Origin of the sequence: Glycomyces sp. NPDC047010 (genome assembly GCF_040644205.1) — a bacterium.
In the GTDB taxonomy this organism is placed as follows: domain Bacteria; phylum Actinomycetota; class Actinomycetes; order Mycobacteriales; family Micromonosporaceae; genus Glycomyces.
Genome location: NZ_JBEYVY010000003.1, coordinates 283,416 through 304,980 on the forward strand (window position 1 = coordinate 283,416; position 21,565 = coordinate 304,980).

Genomic DNA, 21,565 nt, shown 5'->3' on the forward strand with positions numbered 1-21,565 from the left:
AGCTCTCAAAGAGGACGAACCCGGACCGCTCTCCTGGGGTTTCGCCCCCGGACACGACAATGCGCGCCCGCTGCTGGCAGCTGGCGCGCCTATCTTCCGTTGTGCGAGTGACGGTCTAGGTCAACGCGGGCTCGTGCAGCCGCATCAGCTCCTCGACCTGATCCTGCTCGATCTCGTCCTCGCGGGACCGGAGCTCGGCAAGCTCGGTCTCGAGGTTCCGCACTCGCGCGCGTAGCTGGACCACTTCTTCGAGCAGGCGCTTGTTGGGAGCCTGGCCGATGTGGCCGTAGAGGGCTTTCGCCATAGTTTCTCCTTGCGATCACGTCGTCAGGTGGCGTTGGCGTACGCACCGGAATAGACGTCGCATTTGCTGAGTGATTTTTTTAGCCGCCGGGGCCGATTGCCCCTCGCCGGACCAGTGGAGCACGGCTCGTGAACACTGGCCGTCACCCACCATCTTCCGCCTTTCCGGCGGTCTTCGTCAAGCTTTGCACATGCTCGGACCCCCGGATTCGACGGGGGTCACACCTGCGGGGGTGTCCCGGTGAGCGCCCGGTCACCGTGTGCTCAGTGCGCGGCCGGAGCGGACCTGATAGGGTCCCCGTGAAACGCGAATAACCCCCGTGTATTTCCCCCCGCGACGGAGCCGTACCCCCATGCGAAGACTCCAGGGCGGACGCCACCGCGATCCCGCCGAGAGCACGCGCCGGATGTTCATCGCCATCCTGGCAGCGTTCGGCCTGGCGGCGGGAGCCACCTCACTGTGGGCGGTCGGCTCGCCACTCGACGGCACCGAGGCCACGTCCCAGGACCCGACCACCAGCACCGCCGGTTCGGCATCCGCCGAGGAGTCCCCCACGGTCTCCCCGCTCGCGGACATCCAGGAAGCCGAGATCCTCCCGCAGGACGCCGAGGAGGAGCCCACCACCGAAGCGGCCGAGACCACCACGGCCGCAGAGGAGGAAGAGGACGGCGGCTCCGGCGGCGGCGACGACACCGGGGGCGGGAGCGACGCCCCGTACGCCGACGCCGAAGCGGAGGTCCTCGGCATCGTCAACGACCGCCGCTCCGAGAACGGCTGCGGCGACCTGGCCCGCGACTCCCGCCTCGACACCGCCGCGCGCCTCCACGCCGAGGACATGGCCGTCAACGACTACTTCGACCACACCTCCCAGGACGGCCGCAGCCCCACCGACCGGGCCAACGCCCAGGGCTACGAAGGCGGCGTCGGCGAGAACATCGCCTACGGCTACCCCGACGCCGAAGCGGTCATGGAGGGGTGGATGAACTCCGAGGGCCACCGCGCGAACATCCTCAACTGCGGCTACGACGTCATAGGCATCGGCGCGTACGACCGGGACGGCACCATCTACTGGGTGCAGATGTTCGGCTAGCCCCTCACGGGCCGCATTATCGCAGGTGAACGGCGCTGCGACCCCGTACTGTCGTCCATCCGACTCAATGCTGGACTGGACGATTACCAACAGTCATGCTGGGGTGGCCGCCTGATCGGCGCGCATCTGGGGAGGCGACCGAAGAACACCCGAAGGATGAGGTGCCAACCGTGCGTGTCATGCTGTACGACCCGAACCAGGTCTTCTCCGCCAGCATTCGACCCCTGCTCCACCGACGCGGCGACCACCCCGTCGAGGCACGCAGCGCCAAAGCGCTCGCCGCCGCGGACGCCCAGGTCGACTGCTGTCTCGTCGCACTCGAAGCGGTCTCCCGGAACCGGGTCCTGACCGACTGCAAACGGCCGGTCTTCCTCATCACCGACCGCGAGGACGGGTCGGTGCTCCGCAAGGCCGTCTCCGTCTCCGCCGCCGGCATCGCGAACACCCACATCCTCCCGAGCGAACTGCTCCGGGCCATCGACACCGGACTCGCGAGCCCGCCCTACTACGACCCGCAGCTCCTGCGCGCCGCACTCCAGCCCGCGCCGCTCCTCGGCGACGACGACGCCCTGGAGCTCGCGCACCACCTGACGCCCCGCGAGGACGACGTGCTGCGCCGCATCGTCCGCGGGGAGCCGACCAGCCACATGGCCGACCAGATGGGGGTCTCGGTCTCCACGGTCCGGTCGCACGTGCAGAACGTCCTCGGCAAGCTCGGCGTCAACTCGCGCCTCGCCGCGATCGCGTTCGCCATCAACTACGGCATCGACACCGTCAGGGAGAAGCACCCGCAACTGAGCTGACCGGAGTCCCTGGGCATACTTGAAACGTGCCAGAACTCCCCGAAGTCGAGACGGTCCGCCGCGGGGTCGACGCGGCCTTCCGCGGCGGACGCATCAGCACCGCCGAGGTCTACAACCCGCGGACCGTCCGCCGCCACGCGCCCGGCGTCGCGGACTTCCAGGCGAACCTCAAGGGCCTGGAGATCACCGGATCGGGCCGCCGCGGCAAGTTCATGTGGCTCGCCCTCGACGACGGCCGCGCGCTCATCTGCCACCTCGGCATGAGCGGGCAGCTCCACGTCGTCACCGACGGCCGCGAGGCCCACAAGCACCTGCGCGGGCGCCTGGTGTTCACCGACGAGCGCGAACTGTGGTTCATCGACCAGCGGACCTTCGGGTACTGGGAGCTGTCCGACATGGGCGACGACGTGCCGAAGACCATGGGCCACATCGCCCCCGACGTCTTCGAGGCCGCCTTCGACGCCTCCGCGAGCGCCGACCGGCTCCTCAAGCGCACCATCGAGGTCAAGAAGGCGCTCCTGGACCAGGGCTGGATCTCCGGCGTCGGCAACATCTACGCCGACGAGGCCCTCTGGCGCGCGCGCCTGCGCGGCCGCCGCTCCGGCGACTCCCTGAGCCGCCGCAAGGCCCTCGAACTCCTCGGGCATGTCAAGGACGTCCTCACCGAGTCCCTCGCCGTCGGCGGCACCTCCTTCGACGAGCTCTACGTCGACGCCCGCGGCGAAGCGGGCTACTTCGCCCGCGAGCTCGCCGTCTACGGCCGCGCCGGCCAGCCCTGCAGACGCTGCGCCACCCCGATCGTCCGCGAGGTCATCGGCGACCGCTCGGCCCACTACTGCCCGAAGTGTCAGAGGTAGGCCGTAGCCTTCGGCGTGACCCGTTCGGGTGACACGACCTCCCCGGGCCCCGCTTTTTGTCGGACCCCCGCGGAAGGATCGCAGCCATGCTTCCCCGGGTGGGTGGGGGCTAGGGATGGTCGTACCCACCCGCCCACCCATACGTTCACGTGGGACAACGCCGAGGGGCGGGAACCGGAGACCCGGTTCCCGCCCCTCGTTGCAGGCTTATCGCTGTTTGACGCCCATGCGGTCCGAGAGGACCTGCCAGGCGAGCTTGGCGGCGATCTGCTCGGCGTCCTTCTTCGAGCCGCCGGTGCCCTCGCCGAACTCCTCGCCCGCGACCACGGCCCACGCCGTGAACTGCTTGGCGTGGTCGGGGCCCGACTCGGTGATCCGGTACTCGGGCACGCCGAGACCGGAGTCGGCCGTCAGCTCCTGGAGGCTGGTCTTCCAGTCCAGGGCCGCGCCCTGGCCGGCCGCGGCCTCCATGAGCGGGTCGAAGAAGTGGTGGACCACCCGCTTCGCGGTCTCCACCCCGTACTGGAGGTAGACCGCACCGAGCAGCGCCTCCACCGCGTCCGCCAGGATCGAGTTCTTGCCCCGGCCGCCGGAGGTCTCCTCGCCCTTGCCGAGCATGAGGTGCGGGCCGATACCGCCCGCGCCCATGCGGCGGGCGACTCCCGCCAGCGCCTTCATGTTCACCACCGACGCGCGCAGGCGCGCGAGCTGCCCTTCGGGCAGGTCGGGGTGGTTCTGGTAGAGCGCCGTGGTCACCACGAGGCTGAGCACGGAGTCCCCGAGGAACTCCAGCCGCTCGTTCGTGGGCAGCCCGCCGTGCTCGTACGCGTACGAGCGGTGGGTCAGGGCGAGACGCAGCAGTTCGGGGTCGATATCGCTGACCCCGAACACCGCTTGGAAATGTTGTACTGCCTTGTCGCCCATAAGCGGGAGGACTTAGGCTTCGAGGACCTGGCGGCCCTTGTACGTGCCGCAGACCTCGCAGACCTGGTGGCCGCGCTTCTTGGCGTGGCACTGCGGGCACTCGACCAGCTGGATCGGCGTCGCCTTCCACTGCGACCGACGGTGCCGGGTGTTGCTGCGCGACATACGACGCTTCGGAACAGCCACTTCAGAACTCCATACTTATTCGCTGTGCTATTTCGATTCGCCGTCGGTGTCGGCGAGCCGAAGCTTCTCCAAACCCGCCCAACGGGGGTCCACGGTCTCGTGAACGTGGTCGTCGGGCAGTTCGTCCCAGGGGACGCCGCAATCGGCGCACAGCCCCGGGCAGTCAGGTCGGCACAGCGGGGTGACCGGCATGGCCAGCACCAGCGCGTCCCGAACCGCGGGCTCCAGATCGAGCAGATCGCCACTGAGCCGCAGAATCTCGTCGGCTTCGGTGGTCTCGTCGGTGACGGAGCCTTCGTAAGCGTACAGCTCCTGCACCTGGACGTTGAGAGCGTCCTCCACGGGTGCGAGGCACCTCGCACACTCGCCTGCGGCGACCGCCGCGACCGTGCCGTCGGCGAGGACGCCTTCACTGACCGCGGTCAGGTGGAAGTCCAGGTCGAGCGGGGCCGACTCCGGGACGGCGTAGCCCGCGAGACCGAGTCCGGCGGGTGCCGGGACCTCAAGCGCGACGTGCATCGTCGTGCCCGAGCTGCGCCCGAGCTCCGCGGTGTCGAACACCAGCGGCGCGGCGGGATCAGGAGCGGTCGTCATGGGTGTGCAGCGGTCCTTCGTTCAGGGAGGTTCGCCTCGATCGAGGCCGACCGGTAATGCTACATCAGCCCCGGTGCCCGGCCCAACCCAGGCCGGAGCGGAGCGTGGACGTGATGTCGGCGATACCCGGCCCGTCCGCGGGCCCGGATTGTCGGACCCGCGGGCAAGACTGGCGGCCTACCCTCCCACCCGGGAGCGGCCCGCCCGCAGGCGCCCGCGCGGCTGCGCCGCCGGGCGCTCCGGCCCGCGGCCGGACCTACGGCCGGGCACGGAGCCGGGCCGGGCCGCAGCCGAGACCGCGGCCTCCCCGCTACAGCTGCGGGAGCGGCTTCTCGTCCTCGAACTGCTCCTGCTGCGCAGGGGCGAAGCTGCCGATCTCGCGGAGGGTGTGCATCTTGTCGCGGCCGCGCTCGACGCCGGAGAGGGCGCGGTGCAGGAACTGCTCGAAGTTGGCGAGCGTGGTGTCGACGTACTCGTCGACCTCGTCGCGGAGGCGCTGGGCCTCGCCGCGGGCCTCCGCGATGATGCGGTTGCCCTCGTGCTCGGCCGAGACGGTGATCTCGTGGCGGGAGACGAGCCGCGCGTGCTCCGACTCGCCCTCCGCGATGATCCGCTCGGCCTCGCGCTCGCCGGCGTTGATGATGTTGTCGCGCTCCTGGAGCATGGCCTCGGCCCGGCGCAGGTCGCCGGGGAGTTCGTTCTGGAGGTCTTCGAGCATGGCGATCATCTCGGCCCGGTCGACTTTGCAGGCGCGGGACATGGGGACGGCTTTCGCCTGCTCCACGTAAGCGATGATCTCTTCGATCCGGTCGAGCGCACCCACCGATTTGCTCCCGTCGATGTCTGTCATGGGGACATTGTCCCGTATGAGGGTGGAAAGTGCTGCTATTCCTGCCGCAAGCGCTCGATCAGTCGCGATTGGACGATTTCGGGCACGTGCGACGAGACGTCGCCGCCCCATTTCGTGACGTCCTTGACCATCGAGGACGACAGAAACGAGTAGAGGGGGTTGGTGGGGATGAACACCGTCTCTATGCCCGCCAACCCGTAGTTCATCTGGGCCATCTGTAGTTCGTAGTCGAAGTCGGAGGCCGCGCGCACGCCTCTGACGAGCACTCCGGCGCCGTGCTTCTGGCAGAAGTCGACCACCAGTCCTTGGAAGGACGCGACCCGTACATTGGGCATGTCCGCGGTGGTCTCTTTGAGGAGCTCCACCCGTTCCTCGACGCTGAACAGCGCGTTCTTGGAGGCGTTGTGGAAGACCGCGACCCAGAGTTCATCGTACAACTGGGCGGCGCGTCCGAAGATGTCGAGATGACCGTACGTCACCGGATCGAATGACCCGGAGCAGGCGGCGATTCGGGCTTCAGGTTTCACAGGGCGTGACCGTAGCAAAGTGCCGTGGTGCCGTAGCGGCGGACGCGGTCTTCTGCGATCTTCGCGGGCCAGGGGACCGTGGCGTCCTTGCCGCCGCGCTCCACGACGACGTCGGCGTCCGGTGCGAGCCAACCGTGTTCGACCAGCGCTTCGAGGATGTCCGCGACGGCCGCGTCGGTGACGGCGTAGGGCGGGTCGGCGAAGACGATGTCGTACGGTTCGGCCGGGCCGTTCTGGACGGCCTTCTCGACGGGGGCGCAGATCACGTCGCCGCCCGTCGCGCCGAGGTCGGCGAGGTTCTTGCGGAGGAGCTTCGCGGTGAGCGCGTGCGACTCCACGAACAGGGCCGCGGAGGCCCCGCGCGAGAGCGCCTCGATGCCGACCGCGCCGGACCCGGCGTAGAGGTCGGCGAAGCGGAGGCCGTCGAGGTCGCCTCCGGGTGCGAGCGAGTTGAACAGCGCTTCGCGGACCCGGTCGGAGGTGGGCCGGGTGCGGTCCCCCGGGGGCGTGGCGAGGCGGCGGCCCTTGAGGCTGCCGGCGATGATCCTGGTCATTGGAGCCGAGTCTAGTCCGCCCGCGCGCCGTCAGCCCTTCTCCAGGAACTCGCCCCGGTCGGCGGCGAGATCGTCCACGAGGGCGGCGAACGCGGGCTCGCGCTTGAGCTCCGGGTCGGCGTCGATGAGCGCGGCGGCCTCGGTGCGGGACGCGGCGATGATGTCGACGTCCTTCAACAGCGACAACAGCTTCACGTGCGACTTCATGCCGGACTGGGCGGCGCCGAGGACGTCGCCCTCGCGGCGCTGCTCCAGGTCGAGTTCGGCCAGCGCGAAGCCGTCGGTGGTGGAGGCGACGGCGTCGAGGCGCTCGCGCGAGGGCGTGCCCTCCATGGCCTCGGAGACGAGGAGGCAGAGCCCGGGGTGGGTGCCGCGGCCGACGCGGCCGCGGAGCTGGTGGAGCTGGGAGATGCCGAAGCGCTCGGCGTCGAGGACGACCATGGCGGTGGCGTTGGGGACGTTGACGCCGACTTCGATGACGGTGGTGGCGACGAGGACGTCGATGTCGCCCGCGGCGTAGGCGCGCATGACGCGGTCCTTCTCGTCGGCGTCGAGGCGGCCGTGGAGGAGACCCAGGCGCAGGCCGTGCAGCTGGTTGCCGCGCAGCTCCTCGATGATGTCGGTGACGGCGAGCGGCGGGCGCTTGTCCCCCGCGTTCGGGTCGTCCTGGTCGTCGCCGCCGACGCGGGGGCAGACGACGTACGCCTGGCGTCCGGCAGCGACCTCTTCGCGCACGCGCGTCCAGGTGCGCTGCATCCAGCGGCCGTCGCCGTAGGGGACGACGTGGGTGGCGATGGGGCTGCGGCCCGCGGGGAGCTCGGTGAGGCGGCTGGTCTCCAGGTCGCCGTAGACGGTCATGGCGACGGTGCGCGGGATGGGGGTGGCGGTCATGACGAGCGTGTGCGGGGTGTGCTTGGCCTTGGCGCGCAGGGCGTCGCGCTGCTCGACGCCGAAGCGGTGCTGCTCGTCGACGACGACGAGGCCGAGGTTCGCGAACTCGACGCCGTCGTAGAGGAGCGCGTGGGTGCCGATGACGATCCCGGCGGTGCCGGTCTTGACGGCGTCGAGGACGGGGCGGCGCTGGGCCGCGGTGGCCGAGCCGGTGAGGAGTTCGACGCGGGTGGCTTCCGCGGGCGCGCCGAGCTGGCCGCCCTGCGCGAGGTCGCCGAGCATCTCGGCGATGGACCGGTGGTGCTGGGCGGCGAGGACCTCGGTGGGGGCGAGGAGCGCGGCCTGGCCGCCGTGGGCGACGACCTGGAGCATCGCGCGCAGGGCGACGAGGGTCTTGCCGGAGCCGACGTCGCCTTGGAGGAGGCGGTGCATGGGGTGCTCGCGGGCGAGTTCGGCGGCGATCTCGGCGCCGACCTGGCGCTGCCCGGCGGTGAGCTCGAAGGGGAGGCGCGCCTCGAACGCGTCGAGGATCGCGCCGCCTTCGGGGTAGGGGTCGGCGGCCTCGCCCGCGGACTCGGCTTTGCGGCGCACGAGGACGGTCTGCATGACCAGTGCCTCCTGCCATTTGAGGCGTTTCTTTGCGGCGCCGAGGAACTCGTGGGAGTCGGGGCGGTGGATCTGGCGCAGCGCGGTCCCGTAGTCGAGGAGGCCGAGCCGCTCGCGCAGGGACGCGGGGAGGGGGTCGGGCGGGCTGGGGACGAGGCCGAGGACGGTGTGGACGGCCTTGGCGATGTTCCAGGTGGGGAGTTCGGCGGTGGCCGGGTAGACGGGGATGAGGGTTCCGGCGAACTCCTCGATGGCGCTGCCGGGGTCGGCCGCGTCCTCGGCGAGCAATTGGTACTGCGGGGAGTTGAGCTGGAGGCGGCCGCGGAACTGGGCGACCTTGCCCGCGAACAGGCCCCAGCGTCCGGCGACGAGTTCCTTCGCGCGCCAGCCCTGGTTGAAGAACGTGAGGGTGAGTGAGCGCCCGGGCTCGTCGGCGACGACCACTTCGAGGAGGTCCCCGCGGCCGCCGCGGCCCCGGCCCTTGCCGGAGCGGGGCGTGAACGTCTTCTTGACGGCGGCGCGGACCTGCGCGGCGACGGTGACGTCGTCGCCGATGCCCAGCGAGGCGAGGTCGGTGCGCTCGCCGCGCTGCGCGTAGCGGAACGGGTAGTGCCCGAGGAGGTCCCCGGCGGTGTCGAGTCCCAGTCCGTCGGCGAGGGCGTCGGCGGTCTTCTTGCCCAGGACCTCGCGGAGGCGGGTCTCCAGCCCTACGGTCATTCGGCTCCGATCAGCAGCAGCGGCTCAGTGTCGGCGGCGGGCAACTGCTGGATCTCCACGGTCGGCCACGCCTCGCGCACATGATGACTCAAGGCTGTGACAGTTTCCGGGTCCGACCCGGCGCCGGGCAGGACCGTGAGGAGTTCGGCGCCTTCGGCGCAGAGCCGGTCGGCGAGGTCGCGGGCGGCTCCGGCGGCGTCGGCGAAGGCGGCCGGGGCCTGTCCTTGGACGTTCGCGGTGAACCCATCGGGGGCCGTGCGGACCTCGCCGGTGCGGCAGGCCCGGATCGTCTCGGCCATGGCGGCGACGTCGTCGTCGAACTCGCGCTCGGGGTCGTGGATGGCGACGGCGGCGACGGCCTGCACGGGGGTGACGGCGAAGATCGCGGCGGCCCGGTGGCCGTCGGCGCGGGCGGCTTCGACGGCGCGGTCCGCGGTGCGCGAGGCCGCCTCGGTGTCGGAGATCACGACCGCGCTGTCGGCGCCGTCGGCGAGCGCGGCGGCGAGTTCGGCGCCGACGGTGGCGCCGGTCGCGGTGCGGCAGCCTTCCCCCGCAAGGAACTCGCGGAGCCCGGCGGCCTCAGTGACGACGATGAGCGCCCGGGCCGGCTCGGTCGCGTGGGCGGGGCGGCGCGCGGGGGCGGCGTGCATGCGGGCGTCCGCGTGGGCGAGGGTGCCGTCGAGTGCGGTGTCGTCGAAGCGGGTCACGGAGATCCGGTGGACGCGGCCGCGCTCGATCCCGGCCTCGATGGCCGCGCCGATGTCGTTGACGTGCACGTGGACGTTGAACGTGGTGACGTCCCGGGCGGCCCGGGAGCCGATGATGACCACGGAGTCGCCGAGGTCGGTGAGGCGGTGGCGCAGCTCGGAGGCGGCGCCCGCGTTCGCTTCGAGGAGGTACTGGACCTCGTAGCCGTACACCTCGGAGCCGGTCTCGCGCGGGACCTGCTCGGTCTCCTCGACGGCGCGCACGCGGTGGCGTTCGAGGAGGTCCAGTGCGCCCGTGGGGCGGGACCCGGTGAGGGTCTCCACGAGCGCTTCGAGCAGCAGCGCGAGCGCGAGGCCCCCGGCGTCCACGACCCCGGCGCGGGCCAGCGCGGGCAGCTGCCCGGGGGTCGCGGCGACCGCTTCGGCGGCGGCCTCGGCGGCGGCGCGGGAGGCGGAGACGAGCCCGAACGGCGCGGCCTTCGCGGCCGCGGACGCGGCGGATTCGGCGACGGTGAGGATCGTCCCGGCCTGCGGCACGGCGACGGCCCCGGTTGCGGCGTCGGTCGCGGACCTGAGTCCGGCGGCGAAGCCCTTGGCGTCCACGGTGTCGGCGTTCCAGACGTCGGCGAGGCCGCGGAGCATCTGCGCGAGGATCACCCCGGAGTTCCCGCGGGCCGACAGCAGTGCCCGCCCGGCGGCCTCGTCCAGGAGCGCTTCGAGCCCGAGCCCCGGCGTGCCGCCCTGGAAGGCGGCCTGGAGGGTCGCCACCATGTTCGTCGCCGTGTCCGAGTCGGCGACCGGGTACACGTTCAGCTCGTCCACCCCGCGGCGGTGCCGCGTGAGCGTGTCGATGCCGCGCGCGGCCCACTCGCGCATGAGGTCCGCGTCGAGCGCCTGGCGCCCGGTCTCAGGGATTTGCACCACGGGCCATGAGGATACGCGTTCGGGGGAGGCGGCGGTACCCGTCGGTGCCGCCTCCTCCCCCGGAGCGTGTTCGGTCAGGGCCGGTCCTAGGAGCCGAAGCTGATGCTGGTGCGGGCCGCTTCCAGGGCCTCGACCTGCTCGGGCGTGGCCGAGCCGACGAAGCCGACGTAGGAGCTGCCGTTCTGGACGATCGCGGTCATGACGGTGTTGCCGCCGACGGTGAACGTGTTGAAGTAGGCCGCGCGGGCGTCCACGCGGTACTGGCTGCCCGTGGCGCCTTCGGCGGCGCCGCCCGCCCAGGTGGCGGCGGCGGCCTGGAGGTTCGCGCCGAGGGTCTCCAGGTTCACGTCCTCGGCGACGCCGATCGCGGCCGGGTCGAACGTCCCGAAGTACACGGTCGGGCCGTCGGCGCCGAGCGTGGAGCCGGTGACGTCGGTGAACACGTCGGGCGGGCTGGCGGCTTCGGCGGCGCCCTCGGGGACGAGGATGCTCAGGCCGGAGCCGTCGTTGGCGAGGACCGTGGTGGCGGCGGGCGTCTCGGGCTCGGGGGCCTCCTCGGAGGTGGCCTCCTCGCTCGCGGACGGGTCGCCGGACTCGGCCCCCGACTCGGTCGCCTCGCCGGACGGGTCCTCCTCCTGCGTGGAGATGGTCGCGGTCTGGTCGTCGCCGGGGTCGTCGCCCGGGTTGAACAGGAAGAAGCCGCCCACGCCGAGGGCCGCGGCGATGACGACGACGCCGACGAGCAGCAGCCACATCGGGCCCCTGCCGCCCTTCTTCTTGCGCTGGATGGTGTCCGGCGAGCCCCACGGCTGCGCCCCGCCGCCGCCGGAGACCGGGACGAGCTGGCCGCCCTGGGGGCCGAACTGGCCCCCGCCGAACGGCGGCTGCTGCCCGTAAGGGGGCTGCTGGCCGTACTGGCCCGCGGGTCCCGACACCGGCATGCCCGAGGCCGGGATCGACGAGACCGGGGGCATCCCCGAGACCGGCATTCCGGAGACCGGCATCCCGCCGCCGCCTCCGAACGGGTCGGCCGCGGGCATCTGCTGCGGGGAGTACTGCGGCGGCATCGGCGGAGGCATCTGCTGAGGGGACATCTGCGCCGGCTGGTCGAACGGGGAGATGGGGACTCCCGGGGGCGGGCCGAACGGCGGCTGGGAGGGCTGGCCGGGGCCGCCGACGTACTTGACGGTCCCGTCGGCCTCGACAGGACCCGGCTGCTGCTGGCTCATCCCCGACATCCGCTGGCTCTCGGGCGACCACGGCGGCGGTTCCTCCGGCGGCTGCTCGTTGGGGCGGTACACCGGGGGCTGTTGCGGGGACTGCCATCCGTCGGCAGGCTGCTGCGGGGTGTTGCTCATGTTCGACTCACCAAAGAAGCTATGGGCATCGGCACATCATCTGTATGCGGCCAGCCTACGGGATTACCGCCCATCCTAGAGTCACCGACGGTAGCGGACCGCGGCAGCCGCCACAGTACAGAGCAGTGAATCGGCGTCCTGGAAGGACGCGCGGCCGCGGCTGTGGCGCAGGTCCCCTGACCTGGATGGCAGGGGCCTCGCACGGTCCGTTAGAATTGCCGGGTTGCCCGCCCTCAGGCGGGCCGAAATGAACGTCAAGCAGGAGTTATGGATTATGTCGAGCGTGTGTGAAGTCTGTGCCAAGCGCCCGGGCTTCGGCAACAACGTCCCGTGGTCCCACAAGAAGACCCGTCGTCGTTGGAACCCGAACCTGCAGACCATCCGCATCGCGACTGGCTCCGGCGACAACAAGCGCCGCGCCAAGGTCTGCACCTCGTGCATCAAGGCCGGCAAGGTCACCCGCTAAGGGCTGACGCCGCAGAGACTTACGCCGCCGGGGCTCGGCCCCGGCGGCGCTTTGTCGTATCTAGGGATCACGTGATCCTCGCTACGCCCGGGCCGAGGCCCGGGCGTTTTCGTCGTACCCGGGCGGGAGGTTGGGGACCTACCCACCCAGGGAGGGTGGGTCAGGTCCGGACCGTCCGCGGCGGCCGGGGCGGGCGCCGCCTCGCGGCGCCCCTCCCCACTGGCGTCTAGCTGCCCGAGAAGTGGTCCCAGCCGGTGGGGCCGGACCATTTGCGGCCGTCGACCGTGACGCCGCCGCCGTCGAGGACGGTGCCGATGCGGCGCCAGCCTTCGGGGAGGAGGACGTCGGCGGGGAAGGCCGCAGCGAGGGCGTGGTCCTCGCCGCCGGTGAGGAGCCAGCGGCGGGCGTCGGAGCCGAGGGCTTCGGCGGCGTTGCGCATCGGCTCGGGGATCGGGAGCGCGGTGGTGTCGACGTCGATGGCGACGCCGGAGGCGGTCGCGATGTGGCCGAGGTCGGCGAGGAGGCCGTCGGAGATGTCGATCATGGCGTTGACCCCCATGAGGGCCGCGTCGCGCGCCGCGGCGTACGGCGGCTGGGGGCGGCGGTAGGCGCCGACGAGGGCGCCCGGGGAGCGGAAGCCGCGGGAGAGCACGTTGAGGCCGCCGGCGGCCCAGCCGAGCTTGCCCGCCAGCGCGATCACGTCGCCGGCGCGGGCGCCCGAGCGGGTGACCGGGGCGCGGCCTTCGAGGTCGCCGAGGGCGGTGACGGTGATGGTGAGCTGGTCGCCGCGGGTGGTGTCGCCGCCGACGACAGCGGCGCCGACCGCGGAGGCTTCGTCGGCGAGGCCGGAGGCGAGCCCTTCGAGCCATTCGGCGGGCGTGTCCTGGGGGGCGCAGACCGCGGCGAGGAGGGCGGTGGGCCGGGCGCCCATGGCGGCGATGTCGGCGAGGTTGACGGCGGCGGCCTTGTGGCCGACGTCGGCGGCGGAGCACCAGTCGCGGCGGAAGTGGTTGCCCTCCACGAGCATGTCGGTGCAGGCGACGACGCGGGCGTCGGGGGCGGCGACCACGGCGGCGTCGTCGCCGGGGCCGAGCAGGACCGCGTCGGTGGTGCCGAAATGGCGGGTGAAGCGCTCGATGAGGCGGAATTCGCCGACCTCTGCGACGGTCTCGCTCACGTTCGCTCCATTCCTCGGTCGCTTGAAGGTCGGTGGATCACTCGGTAATCTTCGCTCAACGGCGAACGGGATGCGGTCAGGCCCGCCCGTGTCGGGTCCGGGCCACCGCGCTTCGCCGGTCACGGGGAGGTGGTCCGACGATGGCGCAGGCGTACATGCTCATCCAGACCGAGGTCGGCATGGCCGAGTCGGTGACCGAGGCCGTGTCCGGGATCGACGGGGTGGTCCGCGTCGACACCGTGACCGGCCCGTACGACGTGGTCGTGCTCACCGAGGCGTCCTCCGGCGATCCGCTGGGGCATGCGGTGGTCGGTAGAGTCCAGCGGGTGGCGGGCATTACCCGCACGCTGACGTGTTCGATCCTCAACTTCTGAGGGGGCGCCCGGTGGGCGAGAAGAGGCTTCCCGCGGTCATCGCGACCGTGGTGGCGGTGCCGGTCGCGGCCGTGGCGGGGGTGCTCATCTACAACGCGATGGCCCCCGTGGCCGAGGAGCACTCCGATCTGGTGCAGGCGGACCTGTCGCCGGTGACGGTGACCGCGCCGGAGTTGTCCGAAGACGACGCCGTGATCTGCCTCGCCCTGACGGCGACCGCGCCGGACGCGGCGGGCGGCCTGGACGCGCGGCCCGTCGAGGGCGGCGAGCGCGCCGCGGAGTCGGTCCTCGCGTACGGCGACCCGGCGGTCGTGGCGACCTGCGGGGCGGCCTCCGCGGAGGTCGCGGACACCGACGCGGTGTACATGCTCAACGGCGTCTGCTGGTACTCCGACGAGACGGGCGGGCAGTGGACGACCCTGGACCGGCAGGTCCCGGTCGGCGTCGACGTGCCCGCCGAGCACGAGCAGCCCGTGGACGTCCTGAACGACCTGTCGACGGTGATCGCCGAGAAGGTCCCTGCCGCCGAGGACGCGCCCACCGGGTGCGCGTGAGCAGCCCGCTGGACCGGTCGTTCTTCGCCCGGGACTCGGTGGTGGTGGCCCCGGAGCTGCTGGGCTGCATCGTGACCGCGAACGGCGTGTCGGTGCGGCTGACGGAGGTCGAGGCGTACCGCGAGGACGACCCGGCCTCGCATTCCTTCCGCGGGCCGACCGCCCGGACCAGGGTCATGTTCGGGCCCGCGGGGTTCCTGTACGTGTACTTCACGTACGGCATGCACTTCTGCGCGAACCTGGTGTGCGGCGCCGACGGGGCCGGCGCGGCGGTGCTGCTGCGCGCCGGTGAGGTCGTCGAGGGCGCGCCGCTCGCTCAGGGGCGGCGCGGCGAGAACGTCGCCGAAAGGGACTTGGCGCGAGGGCCGGCGCGGCTGGCGCAGGCGATGGGCTGGGACCGGGGCGACGACGGCCGGGACATGGTCGGCGCCGTCAACGGCGGGGAGGCGGCAGAGGTGCTCGCGGGGCCGCGGACGGGGATCACGAAGGCCGCGGACGCGGCCTGGCGGTTCTGGATCGCGGGCGACCGGTACGTGTCGCCGTACAAGCGGCACCCGAAGGCGCCTGCGGCGCAAGCGGACTGAGGGCGGCGCGCGCGTGTGCGCGGGCTGAGGGCGCGCCCTCCCTGGGTGGGAGGGAAGAACCCGCCCGCCCTGGGATGCTCCGTTCCAGGGTCGCCGCCGGGTCTGACAGTTCCGCGGGCTTCGCCGCGGAACTGCGGTGAATCTCACTCCAGGCGCACGTCGAAGTACGGCGAGCGCATCAGGTCGCGGAACGCCTCCAGGGCGCCGTCGTCGAGGTGGATCTCGGAGTTCCTGCCGCCGTTGGAGTCCGCGGGCGTCTCGAAGTACACGATCGCCTTCAGGCGCGGGTAGTGCGCCATCTGGTACCGCGCGGCCTGGAAGACCGCGGTCTGGTGGTCGGGGTAGTCGTCCTCGTGGAACACGCCCCATTCGGCGAGCATCATCGGCTTGTCCGGATGCTCCTTCGCGATCCAGTGGTAGAACCCGGGCCAGGCCGTGTCGCCCTTGGTCTGGTCGACGATCTCCCCGAAGTCGGAGCGCCCGTCGTCGTGGAGCGACTGGCCGTACCCCGACAGGCCGATCCAGTCGACCACGTCGTCGCCCGGGTACAGCTGGTCGTGCCAGGGCTTCTCGACCCACTTGAGGTAGCCCATGTAGTTCATGACGGTCACGAGGTTGTCGACGCCGTGCGCGCGCAGCCGCTCCACGACGTACCGGAACATCGCCGCGTAGTCCGCGGCCTCCATGCCCGAGCCCGCCTTCTGCACCACGTCGTTCTCGGGCTCGTGGTGGACGGTGAAGAAGAACGGCTTGTCGAAGTTCGCGGTGATGTGCTCGGCGAGCCGGTCCAGGTAGGCGTCGGTCTCGGGGTCGCCCGCGGCGATCTCGGCCCAGTTCGCCATGCGCGGCTTCCAGTTGATGAACAGCGTGCGCGGCCGCTCCGGGTCCTGGGTGAGCGCGATCTGCGCGTCGGTCGGGAACAGGCGGTCGTCGCCGCGCTCGTACGCGTGGTAGATCTGCTGCGTGTGCTGGGCGCGCTCCTCGAAGGCGAGCAGCTCGTCCTCCTTGACGCGGCTGGTGTGCGCGGCGGGCGCGACCCCTACGAGCGCGCCGCACGTCGGCACCAGCTTCTCCCCCGTCGTGCAGGTGCTCAGCTGGTCCTCCGACTGCCCGGACTCCGGGAGCGGCTCGGTCGGGTCGGCGGCGGGCATCCCCGGGACGCCCGTGGGGTCCGCGGAGCCCACCGGGTCCAGCGGGGCCGTCGGGATCGTTCCCCCTGTGGGCGTGGGCGACTCCGAAGGGGACGCCGAGGCGGACGGCGACTCGGACGGCGACTCGGAGGGCGACTGGGACGGCGTGTCGGAGGGCGCGATCGGCGGTGCCGAGGTGGCGGCGCCCGGGTCGGTCGGGGCCGGGGCCGTCGGCGGGAGGGGGCCGGTCGGGGCGTCCGGTTCGGAGACCGTGCGCAAGGCCGGGCCCGCGTCGTACTCGGCGCCTTCGAGTTCCAGGTACGCCTTGCGGTCGGGGCTGGTGACCGCGAAGCCGTAGCGGCCGGGCGCGTTGATCGCGCCGGTGACGTCGAAGACGATCTCGGTGGTGGAGGCGTTGACCTCGACGGCGTCCCAGACCGTGCCGTACGGCGGCGCCGTCGCGGCGGTCAGCGAGCACAGGCAGCTCACCGGGTGGACGGAGGCGACCTCGACGGTCATGCCCTCCGAGTCCGGCGGGACGGCGACCGGCAGGCGCAGCTGCGCGGTGTGCGCGGGGCGCACGGTGGTCTCGTCCACGGCGAACTGGAGGTGCGCGACGGCGATGCCGAGGTCGTCGGAGAACCCGACGGGGAGCACCGACGGCGCGTCGGGCGCGCGGCCCTCGACGGCCGTGGCGGTGAAGGACGCCGCGAGGGGCCGGTGGTCGACCGTGCCCCGCCCGCCCTCCCACGCCTCGCGCAGCGGCTCGCCGAAGCGGCCGTCGCCCGAGCCGACGCCGTAGCCGATGACGAAACCCGCCAGGACCAGCGGGAGGACGGCGAGGACCGTGACGATGCCCCGGCCTGTCGCGAGCGGAAGTCGCTGCCGCGAGTCGGAGCCGCCCATGGTCCACCTTCTTCCGTCCAATGTGATCCGGACTCAATATTGCGAATCACCATATTAGCGAACAAATTGCTTTCTACTCGCCACCTCTCGCAAACACAACCCCTGTCGCGCGCGCCGCGCCGCGCGCCCGTCACCTATCGGACACATCGCTCGTTACTCCTTCGAGATCCCTAGAACGAGAAAGGGCTTCGCGTTGAGGACCCCTGCCGCCCGCACGCTCGCCGATTACGGCGTCATCGTCCGCCGCTCCTGGTGGCTCGTCATCGGTACCGTCGCCGCGGCGCTCGCCGCCGGCGTCGCCTACACCGAGCTGAGCCCGGAGGTGTACGAGTCCACGGCCTCGGTCCTGGTCCTCCCGACCGAGGGGGACACCGCCGTCCAGGGGGCGCGCACCGCCGGACAGGTCAACCTGGACACCGAGGCGCAGCTGGTCAAGTCCACCGAGGTCGCCGACGCGGCCGCCGAGGCGCTCGGCGCCGACCCGGCCGACGACCTCGTCTCGCACGTGTCGGTGACCGTGCCCCCGAACACCGCGGTCCTGGAGATCAGCTTCCAGGCCGGGAGCGCGCAGGCCGCGCAGGAGGGCTCCGTCGCGTTCAGCGAGGCGTACCTCGCGCACCGCCTCGCCGGGGCCACCGCCTCGCTCGACCGCGAGATCGCCGCCGCGAGCACCGAACTGGACACCGTCGGCGGCGAGATCGCCGACGCCCAGGACCGGCTCGACGGCATGGACTCCGGCGACGGCGGCCGGGCCGGGCTCGAATCCGACCTGGAGGACCTCCGGAACCGCGCCGGGGAGCTGGAGACCGAGATCGCCGGGCTCCAGGCGCAGACCGAGGCCGTCACGCCCGGGCGCGTCATCAACTCCGCGTCGCTGCCGCAGGCCCCGATCAGCCCGAAGGCGATGTTCAACCTCGCCGCGGCCCTCGGGGTCGGGCTGCCGCTGGGCCTCATGCTCGCGTGGGCCCGGCACCGCCTGGCCCGCAAGGTGTCCTACCCGGCCGACCTGGTCGACCGGTGCGAACTCGACGTCATCGCCTCAGTGCCGCCGGGCGTGAAGTTCCAGCGCCGCGAGGTCTTCGGGGCCTACAGCCCCGGCGGGCGCGTGTTCGCGCAGCTGCGGAACATCGTCGCCTCGCAGCTGACGCACGACCAGCGCGTCATCGTCGTCGCCGGGATCGCGCCCGGCCCGGCCGCGAGCGTCGTCGCCGCGAACCTCGCCACCGCCATGGCCCGCGCGGGCGACCGCGTCACGGCCGTGGCCGCGAACCCGAGCACCACCGTGGGCCTGCCGGAGCTGTTCGGCACCGACCCGGTCCCGGGCCTCGCCGACGCGTGGTCGGGCCGCATTGACCTGTCCGAGGCCGTGCAGGCCGCGCCGCGGCAGCCGAGCCTCTCGGTCATCGGCCCCGGCGCCGCCGCCAGGGCCGCCGGGCCCACGAGCGAGGCCGCCGCCGAGACGTTCGCGAAGCTCGCCGAGGCGGGCCGGTTCGTCGTCGTCGACGCGCCGCCGCTGTCGTGCTCCGCCGACGCGCAGCTGCTCGCCGGGCACGCCGACGCCGTGATCCTCGCCGTCCAGTCCCAGCGGGACGCGATCAGCGAGACCGCGGCCGCCGCGGTCGCCATGCGGCAGATCGACACGCCGCTGCTCGGGGCGGTCCTGCTCCCGGCCGTGCTCGGCCCGATGAACACCGTGCCGCTGCCGACCGCGCGCCGCGAACTGGCGGCGCGGCGCCCGCCGACCGCCGACGAGACCCCGACCGACTCCCTCGAACCCGTGGAGTCCGGAGAGGACGCATCGACCGAGGTGATCCCGGCCGTGCCGTCGGCGGCCCCGGCCGCCGAGCCCCGATGACGCTGCTCGCGGCCGACCGCACGGCCGACCGCACCGGACCCGACACCGGACAGGGACGTGAAGGCGCGTCGCTGACGTGGCTCCTCGCGGCCTACCCGCTGTGGTGGGCGCTGGGCCTTGGGGTCCTCGCCATCCCGTTCGTGGCCGCCGTCGCGGCCGTGAAGCTGGTGCGCCGCAAGTCGATCGTGGTGCCGCCCGCGTTCGGGTGGTGGCTGCTGTTCCTGCTCGCGGTGGTCCTCAGCCTCGCGAACCTCGGCGTGGACCCGCCCGGGGTGGTCCCCGAGACGTTCCTGTCGAGCCTGCCCGGCGCGACCTACCGGTTCGGGTTCTACTGCTGCTGCACGCTCATCGCGCTGTGGGCGTACAACCTTGTCGTCGAGGGGAAGCTCCGCCGCGAGCACCTGATCCGGCTGCTCGCGTGGCTGTTCGCCGTCACCGTCGCGGGCGGGCTGCTCGGCACGTTCTTCGGGAGCTTCGAGTACACGTCCCCGGTGGAGGCGCTGCTGCCGAAGGCCGTCGCGAAGGACGGGTTCGTGCAGTCGCTGGTCCACCCGCAGGCCGCGCAGACCATGGACTTCCTCGGTTACGAGACGCCGCGCCCGGCCGCCCCGTGGGGCTACACGAACACGTGGGGCAACAACTTCGCGATCACCGCCGTCTGGTTCGTCGTCGCCGCGTTCTGCGCGCCCGTCAAGGCCAAGTGGCGCGTCGGCGCGGTCGTGCTCCTGGCCGTGTCGCTGATCCCCGCGGTCTACTCGATGAACCGCGGCCTGTGGCTGGGCCTGGCGGCCGTCGCGGTGTTCACCGCGCTGCGGCTCCTGGTGTCCGGCAGGCCCGGCGGGATGCTCGCGCTCGGCGGCGCCGGATGCGCGGCCGTGCTCCTCGTCGTGCTCACGCCTTTGGGGACGGTGGTGCAGGCGCGCATGGACAACGGCCACTCCGACGAGGGCCGCGCGTTCTCCTCCGAGCGGGCCACCGAACTGGTCATGGCGCACTCGCCGGTCCTCGGGTTCGGGTCCACCCGCAAGACCCTCGGGTCCGGCGAGTCGATCGCCGTCGGCCCCACCCCCGAGTGCCCGCGCTGCGGCGGGCGGACCCTCGGCGGCAACGGGCAGCTGTGGCAGGTCATGTTCGCCCACGGCATCGCCGGGACTGTGACGTACCTCGGGTTCGCGCTCGCGGTCCTGTGGCGCTTCAGATCCGACCACTCCGCGGTCGGGATCGCCGGGAGCGCCGTCGTCGGGTTCTCGCTGCTGACGATGTTCTACTACAACGCCCTCGTGACGCCGCTCCTGCTCACCCTGCTCAGCTACGTCCTCCTCGCCGCCAACAGAACCAGCGAGCCCGCTGCCCAGGGCCCAGAGACGGAGAACCGATGAGTCGAGCACTGAAGACCGCCGACGACCTGCGACGGCGGGCCACGTACCTCGCCGAGGTCGTCGACCAGCTGTACCCCGGCGGCGCCGCCGCGGACGCGCCCGCGCGCCCGTACATCGTCGTCCCCGGGCGGCGCAAGCCCCGCGTGCTCATCCCGGCCGCCGACCGGAAGGTGGCCGCCGCGGCCCTCTCCCGGTACGCGCGCCCGGCCGCGCGCGGCGCCCGCCTCAAGCGCGACGCCGCGGTCCTGGCGCTGCGCCTGGGCCTGGACCGGATGCTCCTGCCGCACCGCGTCAAGGTCGGCGGCGCCGAGGGGATCGACGACCACCTGGCGGCGGTCCTCGGCCACGACGTCCACCTGAGCATCCACATCGGACCGGCGCGGGCCAACCGCAAGCCGGTGCTCCAGATCCTCGACGGGGACGCGAACACCGTCGCGTTCGCGAAGCTCGGCGTCAACGCGCTCACCCGCGAGCTCGTGGACGCCGAGACCGCCGCGACCAAGCGCCTCAGCGAGTTCTGCGAACTGCGCCTGCTCCAGGTGCCGCGGCTCCTGTACTCGGGGAACTGGAACGGCCACAACCTCATGGTCACCTCCGCGCTCCCCGCGTGGGAGGCGCCCGCCGACCTCGGGCCCGGCCGCCGCAGCGCCGCCATGCGCGAGCTCGCGGACGCGTGCGGCACCGGCCGGTTCCCGCTCGGCGAGTCCGACTACGCCGCACGGCTGCGCCTGCGGCTCAAGGCCCTCACCGACCGCGGCGAACCCGACGCCGACACGCTCCAGACCGCCGGGGAGACCCTGCTGGACCGGTACGCGTCCACGTCGATGACCTTCGGCGCCTGGCACGGCGACTGGGCCCCGTGGAACACGCGCGAGACCGGCGACCGGATCTACCTGTGGGACCTGGAGCGGTTCGAGACCGGCGTCCCCTACGGGTTCGACGCCGCGCACTACCGGCTCCAGGACGACATCGTCACCAAGGCCACCGACCCGACCACGGCCGTCCTCGGGCTCGTCGCCGACGCGCCCGCGATCCTCGCGCCCATGGGCGTCGCACCCGGCGAGGCCGAGCCGACCGCGCTCCTGTACCTCGTGGACCTCGCCGCCCGCTACATGGGCGACCAGGCCGAGCGCGCGGGCGCCGCGCTCGGGGCGCTGGGCCGCTGGCTCCTGCCGACCCTGCTGCGCCACATCGCCCGCCAGCGGACCGCGCAGGCCGGCTCCACCGACGGTACCTGTTGAACTGCAA

At 72.3% G+C, this 21,565-nt stretch carries 22 protein-coding genes; 10 read left to right on the top strand and 12 right to left on the bottom strand.

The window, feature by feature from the left end:
- Window positions 1-115: 115 nt before the first annotated feature.
- Complete coding sequence (locus tag AB0A65_RS07700; protein WP_106364912.1) at window positions 116-304, bottom strand: hypothetical protein; 189 nt, start codon at window positions 302-304, stop codon at window positions 116-118.
- A gap of 352 nt (window positions 305-656) precedes the next feature.
- Here AB0A65_RS07700 and AB0A65_RS07705 point away from each other — a divergent pair, with 352 nt between their 5' ends.
- The 3 genes from AB0A65_RS07705 to mutM all read left to right on the top strand — a co-directional run bounded on the left by AB0A65_RS07705 (window position 657) and on the right by mutM (window position 3,054).
- Complete coding sequence (locus AB0A65_RS07705) at window positions 657-1,394, top strand: CAP domain-containing protein (protein ID WP_359947939.1); 738 nt, start codon at window positions 657-659, stop codon at window positions 1,392-1,394.
- A 179-nt stretch (window positions 1,395-1,573) separates the two neighbouring features.
- The gene (locus tag AB0A65_RS07710; protein WP_359948692.1) at window positions 1,574-2,197 is read left to right on the top strand and encodes a response regulator transcription factor; all 624 of its coding nucleotides are present in this window, start codon (window positions 1,574-1,576) and stop codon (window positions 2,195-2,197) included.
- A 26-nt stretch (window positions 2,198-2,223) separates the two neighbouring features.
- Window positions 2,224-3,054 carry a bifunctional DNA-formamidopyrimidine glycosylase/DNA-(apurinic or apyrimidinic site) lyase gene (gene mutM / locus AB0A65_RS07715; RefSeq protein ID WP_359947942.1) on the top strand — a complete coding sequence of 277 codons (831 nt, stop codon included), beginning with the start codon at window positions 2,224-2,226 and terminating at the stop codon, window positions 3,052-3,054.
- A 207-nt stretch (window positions 3,055-3,261) separates the two neighbouring features.
- Here the strand turns inward: mutM and rnc are convergent, their stop codons facing one another.
- The 9 genes from rnc to AB0A65_RS07760 all read right to left on the bottom strand — a co-directional run bounded on the left by rnc (window position 3,262) and on the right by AB0A65_RS07760 (window position 11,892).
- Window positions 3,262-3,978: a ribonuclease III gene (gene rnc, locus AB0A65_RS07720; protein WP_359947945.1), complete on the bottom strand. Its 717-nt coding sequence runs from the start codon at window positions 3,976-3,978 to the stop codon at window positions 3,262-3,264.
- Window positions 3,979-3,990: 12 nt separating this feature from the next.
- Window positions 3,991-4,164, bottom strand: coding sequence for a 50S ribosomal protein L32 (gene rpmF / locus AB0A65_RS07725; protein WP_091053207.1), 174 nt, complete (start codon window positions 4,162-4,164; stop codon window positions 3,991-3,993).
- A 27-nt stretch (window positions 4,165-4,191) separates the two neighbouring features.
- Window positions 4,192-4,758: a YceD family protein gene (locus AB0A65_RS07730; RefSeq protein ID WP_359947949.1), complete on the bottom strand. Its 567-nt coding sequence runs from the start codon at window positions 4,756-4,758 to the stop codon at window positions 4,192-4,194.
- 310 nt (window positions 4,759-5,068) lie between these two features.
- Entirely contained in the window at window positions 5,069-5,581 is a 513-nt protein-coding gene (locus tag AB0A65_RS07735; RefSeq protein WP_359948694.1) for a hypothetical protein, read from the bottom strand.
- A 62-nt stretch (window positions 5,582-5,643) separates the two neighbouring features.
- Window positions 5,644-6,135 (bottom strand): pantetheine-phosphate adenylyltransferase, encoded by a 492-nt coding sequence (coaD, locus tag AB0A65_RS07740; protein ID WP_359947951.1) that lies wholly within the window; start codon window positions 6,133-6,135, stop codon window positions 5,644-5,646.
- Complete coding sequence (gene rsmD, locus AB0A65_RS07745; RefSeq protein WP_359947954.1) at window positions 6,132-6,689, bottom strand: 16S rRNA (guanine(966)-N(2))-methyltransferase RsmD; 558 nt, start codon at window positions 6,687-6,689, stop codon at window positions 6,132-6,134. The genes coaD and rsmD overlap by 4 nt, the downstream gene beginning before the upstream one ends.
- Window positions 6,690-6,719: 30 nt before the next feature.
- The gene (recG, locus tag AB0A65_RS07750; protein WP_359947957.1) at window positions 6,720-8,903 is read right to left on the bottom strand and encodes an ATP-dependent DNA helicase RecG; all 2,184 of its coding nucleotides are present in this window, start codon (window positions 8,901-8,903) and stop codon (window positions 6,720-6,722) included.
- Window positions 8,900-10,534 carry a DAK2 domain-containing protein gene (locus AB0A65_RS07755; RefSeq protein WP_359947960.1) on the bottom strand — a complete coding sequence of 545 codons (1,635 nt, stop codon included), beginning with the start codon at window positions 10,532-10,534 and terminating at the stop codon, window positions 8,900-8,902. The genes recG and AB0A65_RS07755 overlap by 4 nt, the downstream gene beginning before the upstream one ends.
- 86 nt (window positions 10,535-10,620) lie before the next feature.
- Window positions 10,621-11,892 carry a hypothetical protein gene (locus AB0A65_RS07760; protein WP_359947963.1) on the bottom strand — a complete coding sequence of 424 codons (1,272 nt, stop codon included), beginning with the start codon at window positions 11,890-11,892 and terminating at the stop codon, window positions 10,621-10,623.
- Window positions 11,893-12,166: 274 nt separating this feature from the next.
- On the opposite strand from AB0A65_RS07760, the gene rpmB reads away from it, so the two are divergent.
- On the top strand, window positions 12,167-12,358 hold the full coding sequence (rpmB, locus tag AB0A65_RS07765) for a 50S ribosomal protein L28 (protein WP_030157716.1): 192 nt from the start codon (window positions 12,167-12,169) through the stop codon (window positions 12,356-12,358).
- Window positions 12,359-12,584: 226 nt separating this feature from the next.
- On the opposite strand, the gene AB0A65_RS07770 is transcribed toward rpmB, so the two are convergent.
- Window positions 12,585-13,535 (bottom strand): thiamine-phosphate kinase, encoded by a 951-nt coding sequence (locus tag AB0A65_RS07770; RefSeq protein WP_359947965.1) that lies wholly within the window; start codon window positions 13,533-13,535, stop codon window positions 12,585-12,587.
- Window positions 13,536-13,675: 140 nt separating this feature from the next.
- Between AB0A65_RS07770 and AB0A65_RS07775 the strand changes: the two genes are divergently transcribed.
- The 3 genes from AB0A65_RS07775 to AB0A65_RS07785 are packed head-to-tail and all read left to right on the top strand — an operon-like array spanning window position 13,676 to window position 15,047.
- Window positions 13,676-13,909, top strand: coding sequence for an Lrp/AsnC ligand binding domain-containing protein (locus AB0A65_RS07775; RefSeq protein ID WP_359947968.1), 234 nt, complete (start codon window positions 13,676-13,678; stop codon window positions 13,907-13,909).
- Window positions 13,910-13,920: 11 nt separating this feature from the next.
- Window positions 13,921-14,463, top strand: a complete 543-nt coding sequence (locus tag AB0A65_RS07780; RefSeq protein WP_359947971.1) for a DUF3515 family protein — start codon at window positions 13,921-13,923, stop codon at window positions 14,461-14,463.
- Complete coding sequence (locus AB0A65_RS07785) at window positions 14,460-15,047, top strand: DNA-3-methyladenine glycosylase (protein WP_359947974.1); 588 nt, start codon at window positions 14,460-14,462, stop codon at window positions 15,045-15,047. Before AB0A65_RS07780 ends, AB0A65_RS07785 begins: the two co-directional genes overlap by 4 nt.
- Window positions 15,048-15,190: 143 nt before the next feature.
- On the opposite strand, the gene AB0A65_RS07790 is transcribed toward AB0A65_RS07785, so the two are convergent.
- Complete coding sequence (locus AB0A65_RS07790; protein ID WP_359947977.1) at window positions 15,191-17,083, bottom strand: glycosyl hydrolase; 1,893 nt, start codon at window positions 17,081-17,083, stop codon at window positions 15,191-15,193.
- 193 nt (window positions 17,084-17,276) lie between these two features.
- On the opposite strand from AB0A65_RS07790, the gene AB0A65_RS07795 reads away from it, so the two are divergent.
- The 3 genes from AB0A65_RS07795 to AB0A65_RS07805 are packed head-to-tail and all read left to right on the top strand — an operon-like array spanning window position 17,277 to window position 21,558.
- Window positions 17,277-18,938 (top strand): Wzz/FepE/Etk N-terminal domain-containing protein, encoded by a 1,662-nt coding sequence (locus AB0A65_RS07795; RefSeq protein ID WP_359947980.1) that lies wholly within the window; start codon window positions 17,277-17,279, stop codon window positions 18,936-18,938.
- Window positions 18,935-20,317: a hypothetical protein gene (locus AB0A65_RS07800; RefSeq protein ID WP_359947983.1), complete on the top strand. Its 1,383-nt coding sequence runs from the start codon at window positions 18,935-18,937 to the stop codon at window positions 20,315-20,317. The genes AB0A65_RS07795 and AB0A65_RS07800 overlap by 4 nt, the downstream gene beginning before the upstream one ends.
- Window positions 20,314-21,558 (top strand): hypothetical protein, encoded by a 1,245-nt coding sequence (locus AB0A65_RS07805; protein ID WP_359947986.1) that lies wholly within the window; start codon window positions 20,314-20,316, stop codon window positions 21,556-21,558. The genes AB0A65_RS07800 and AB0A65_RS07805 overlap by 4 nt, the downstream gene beginning before the upstream one ends.
- Window positions 21,559-21,565: the final 7 nt, after the last annotated feature.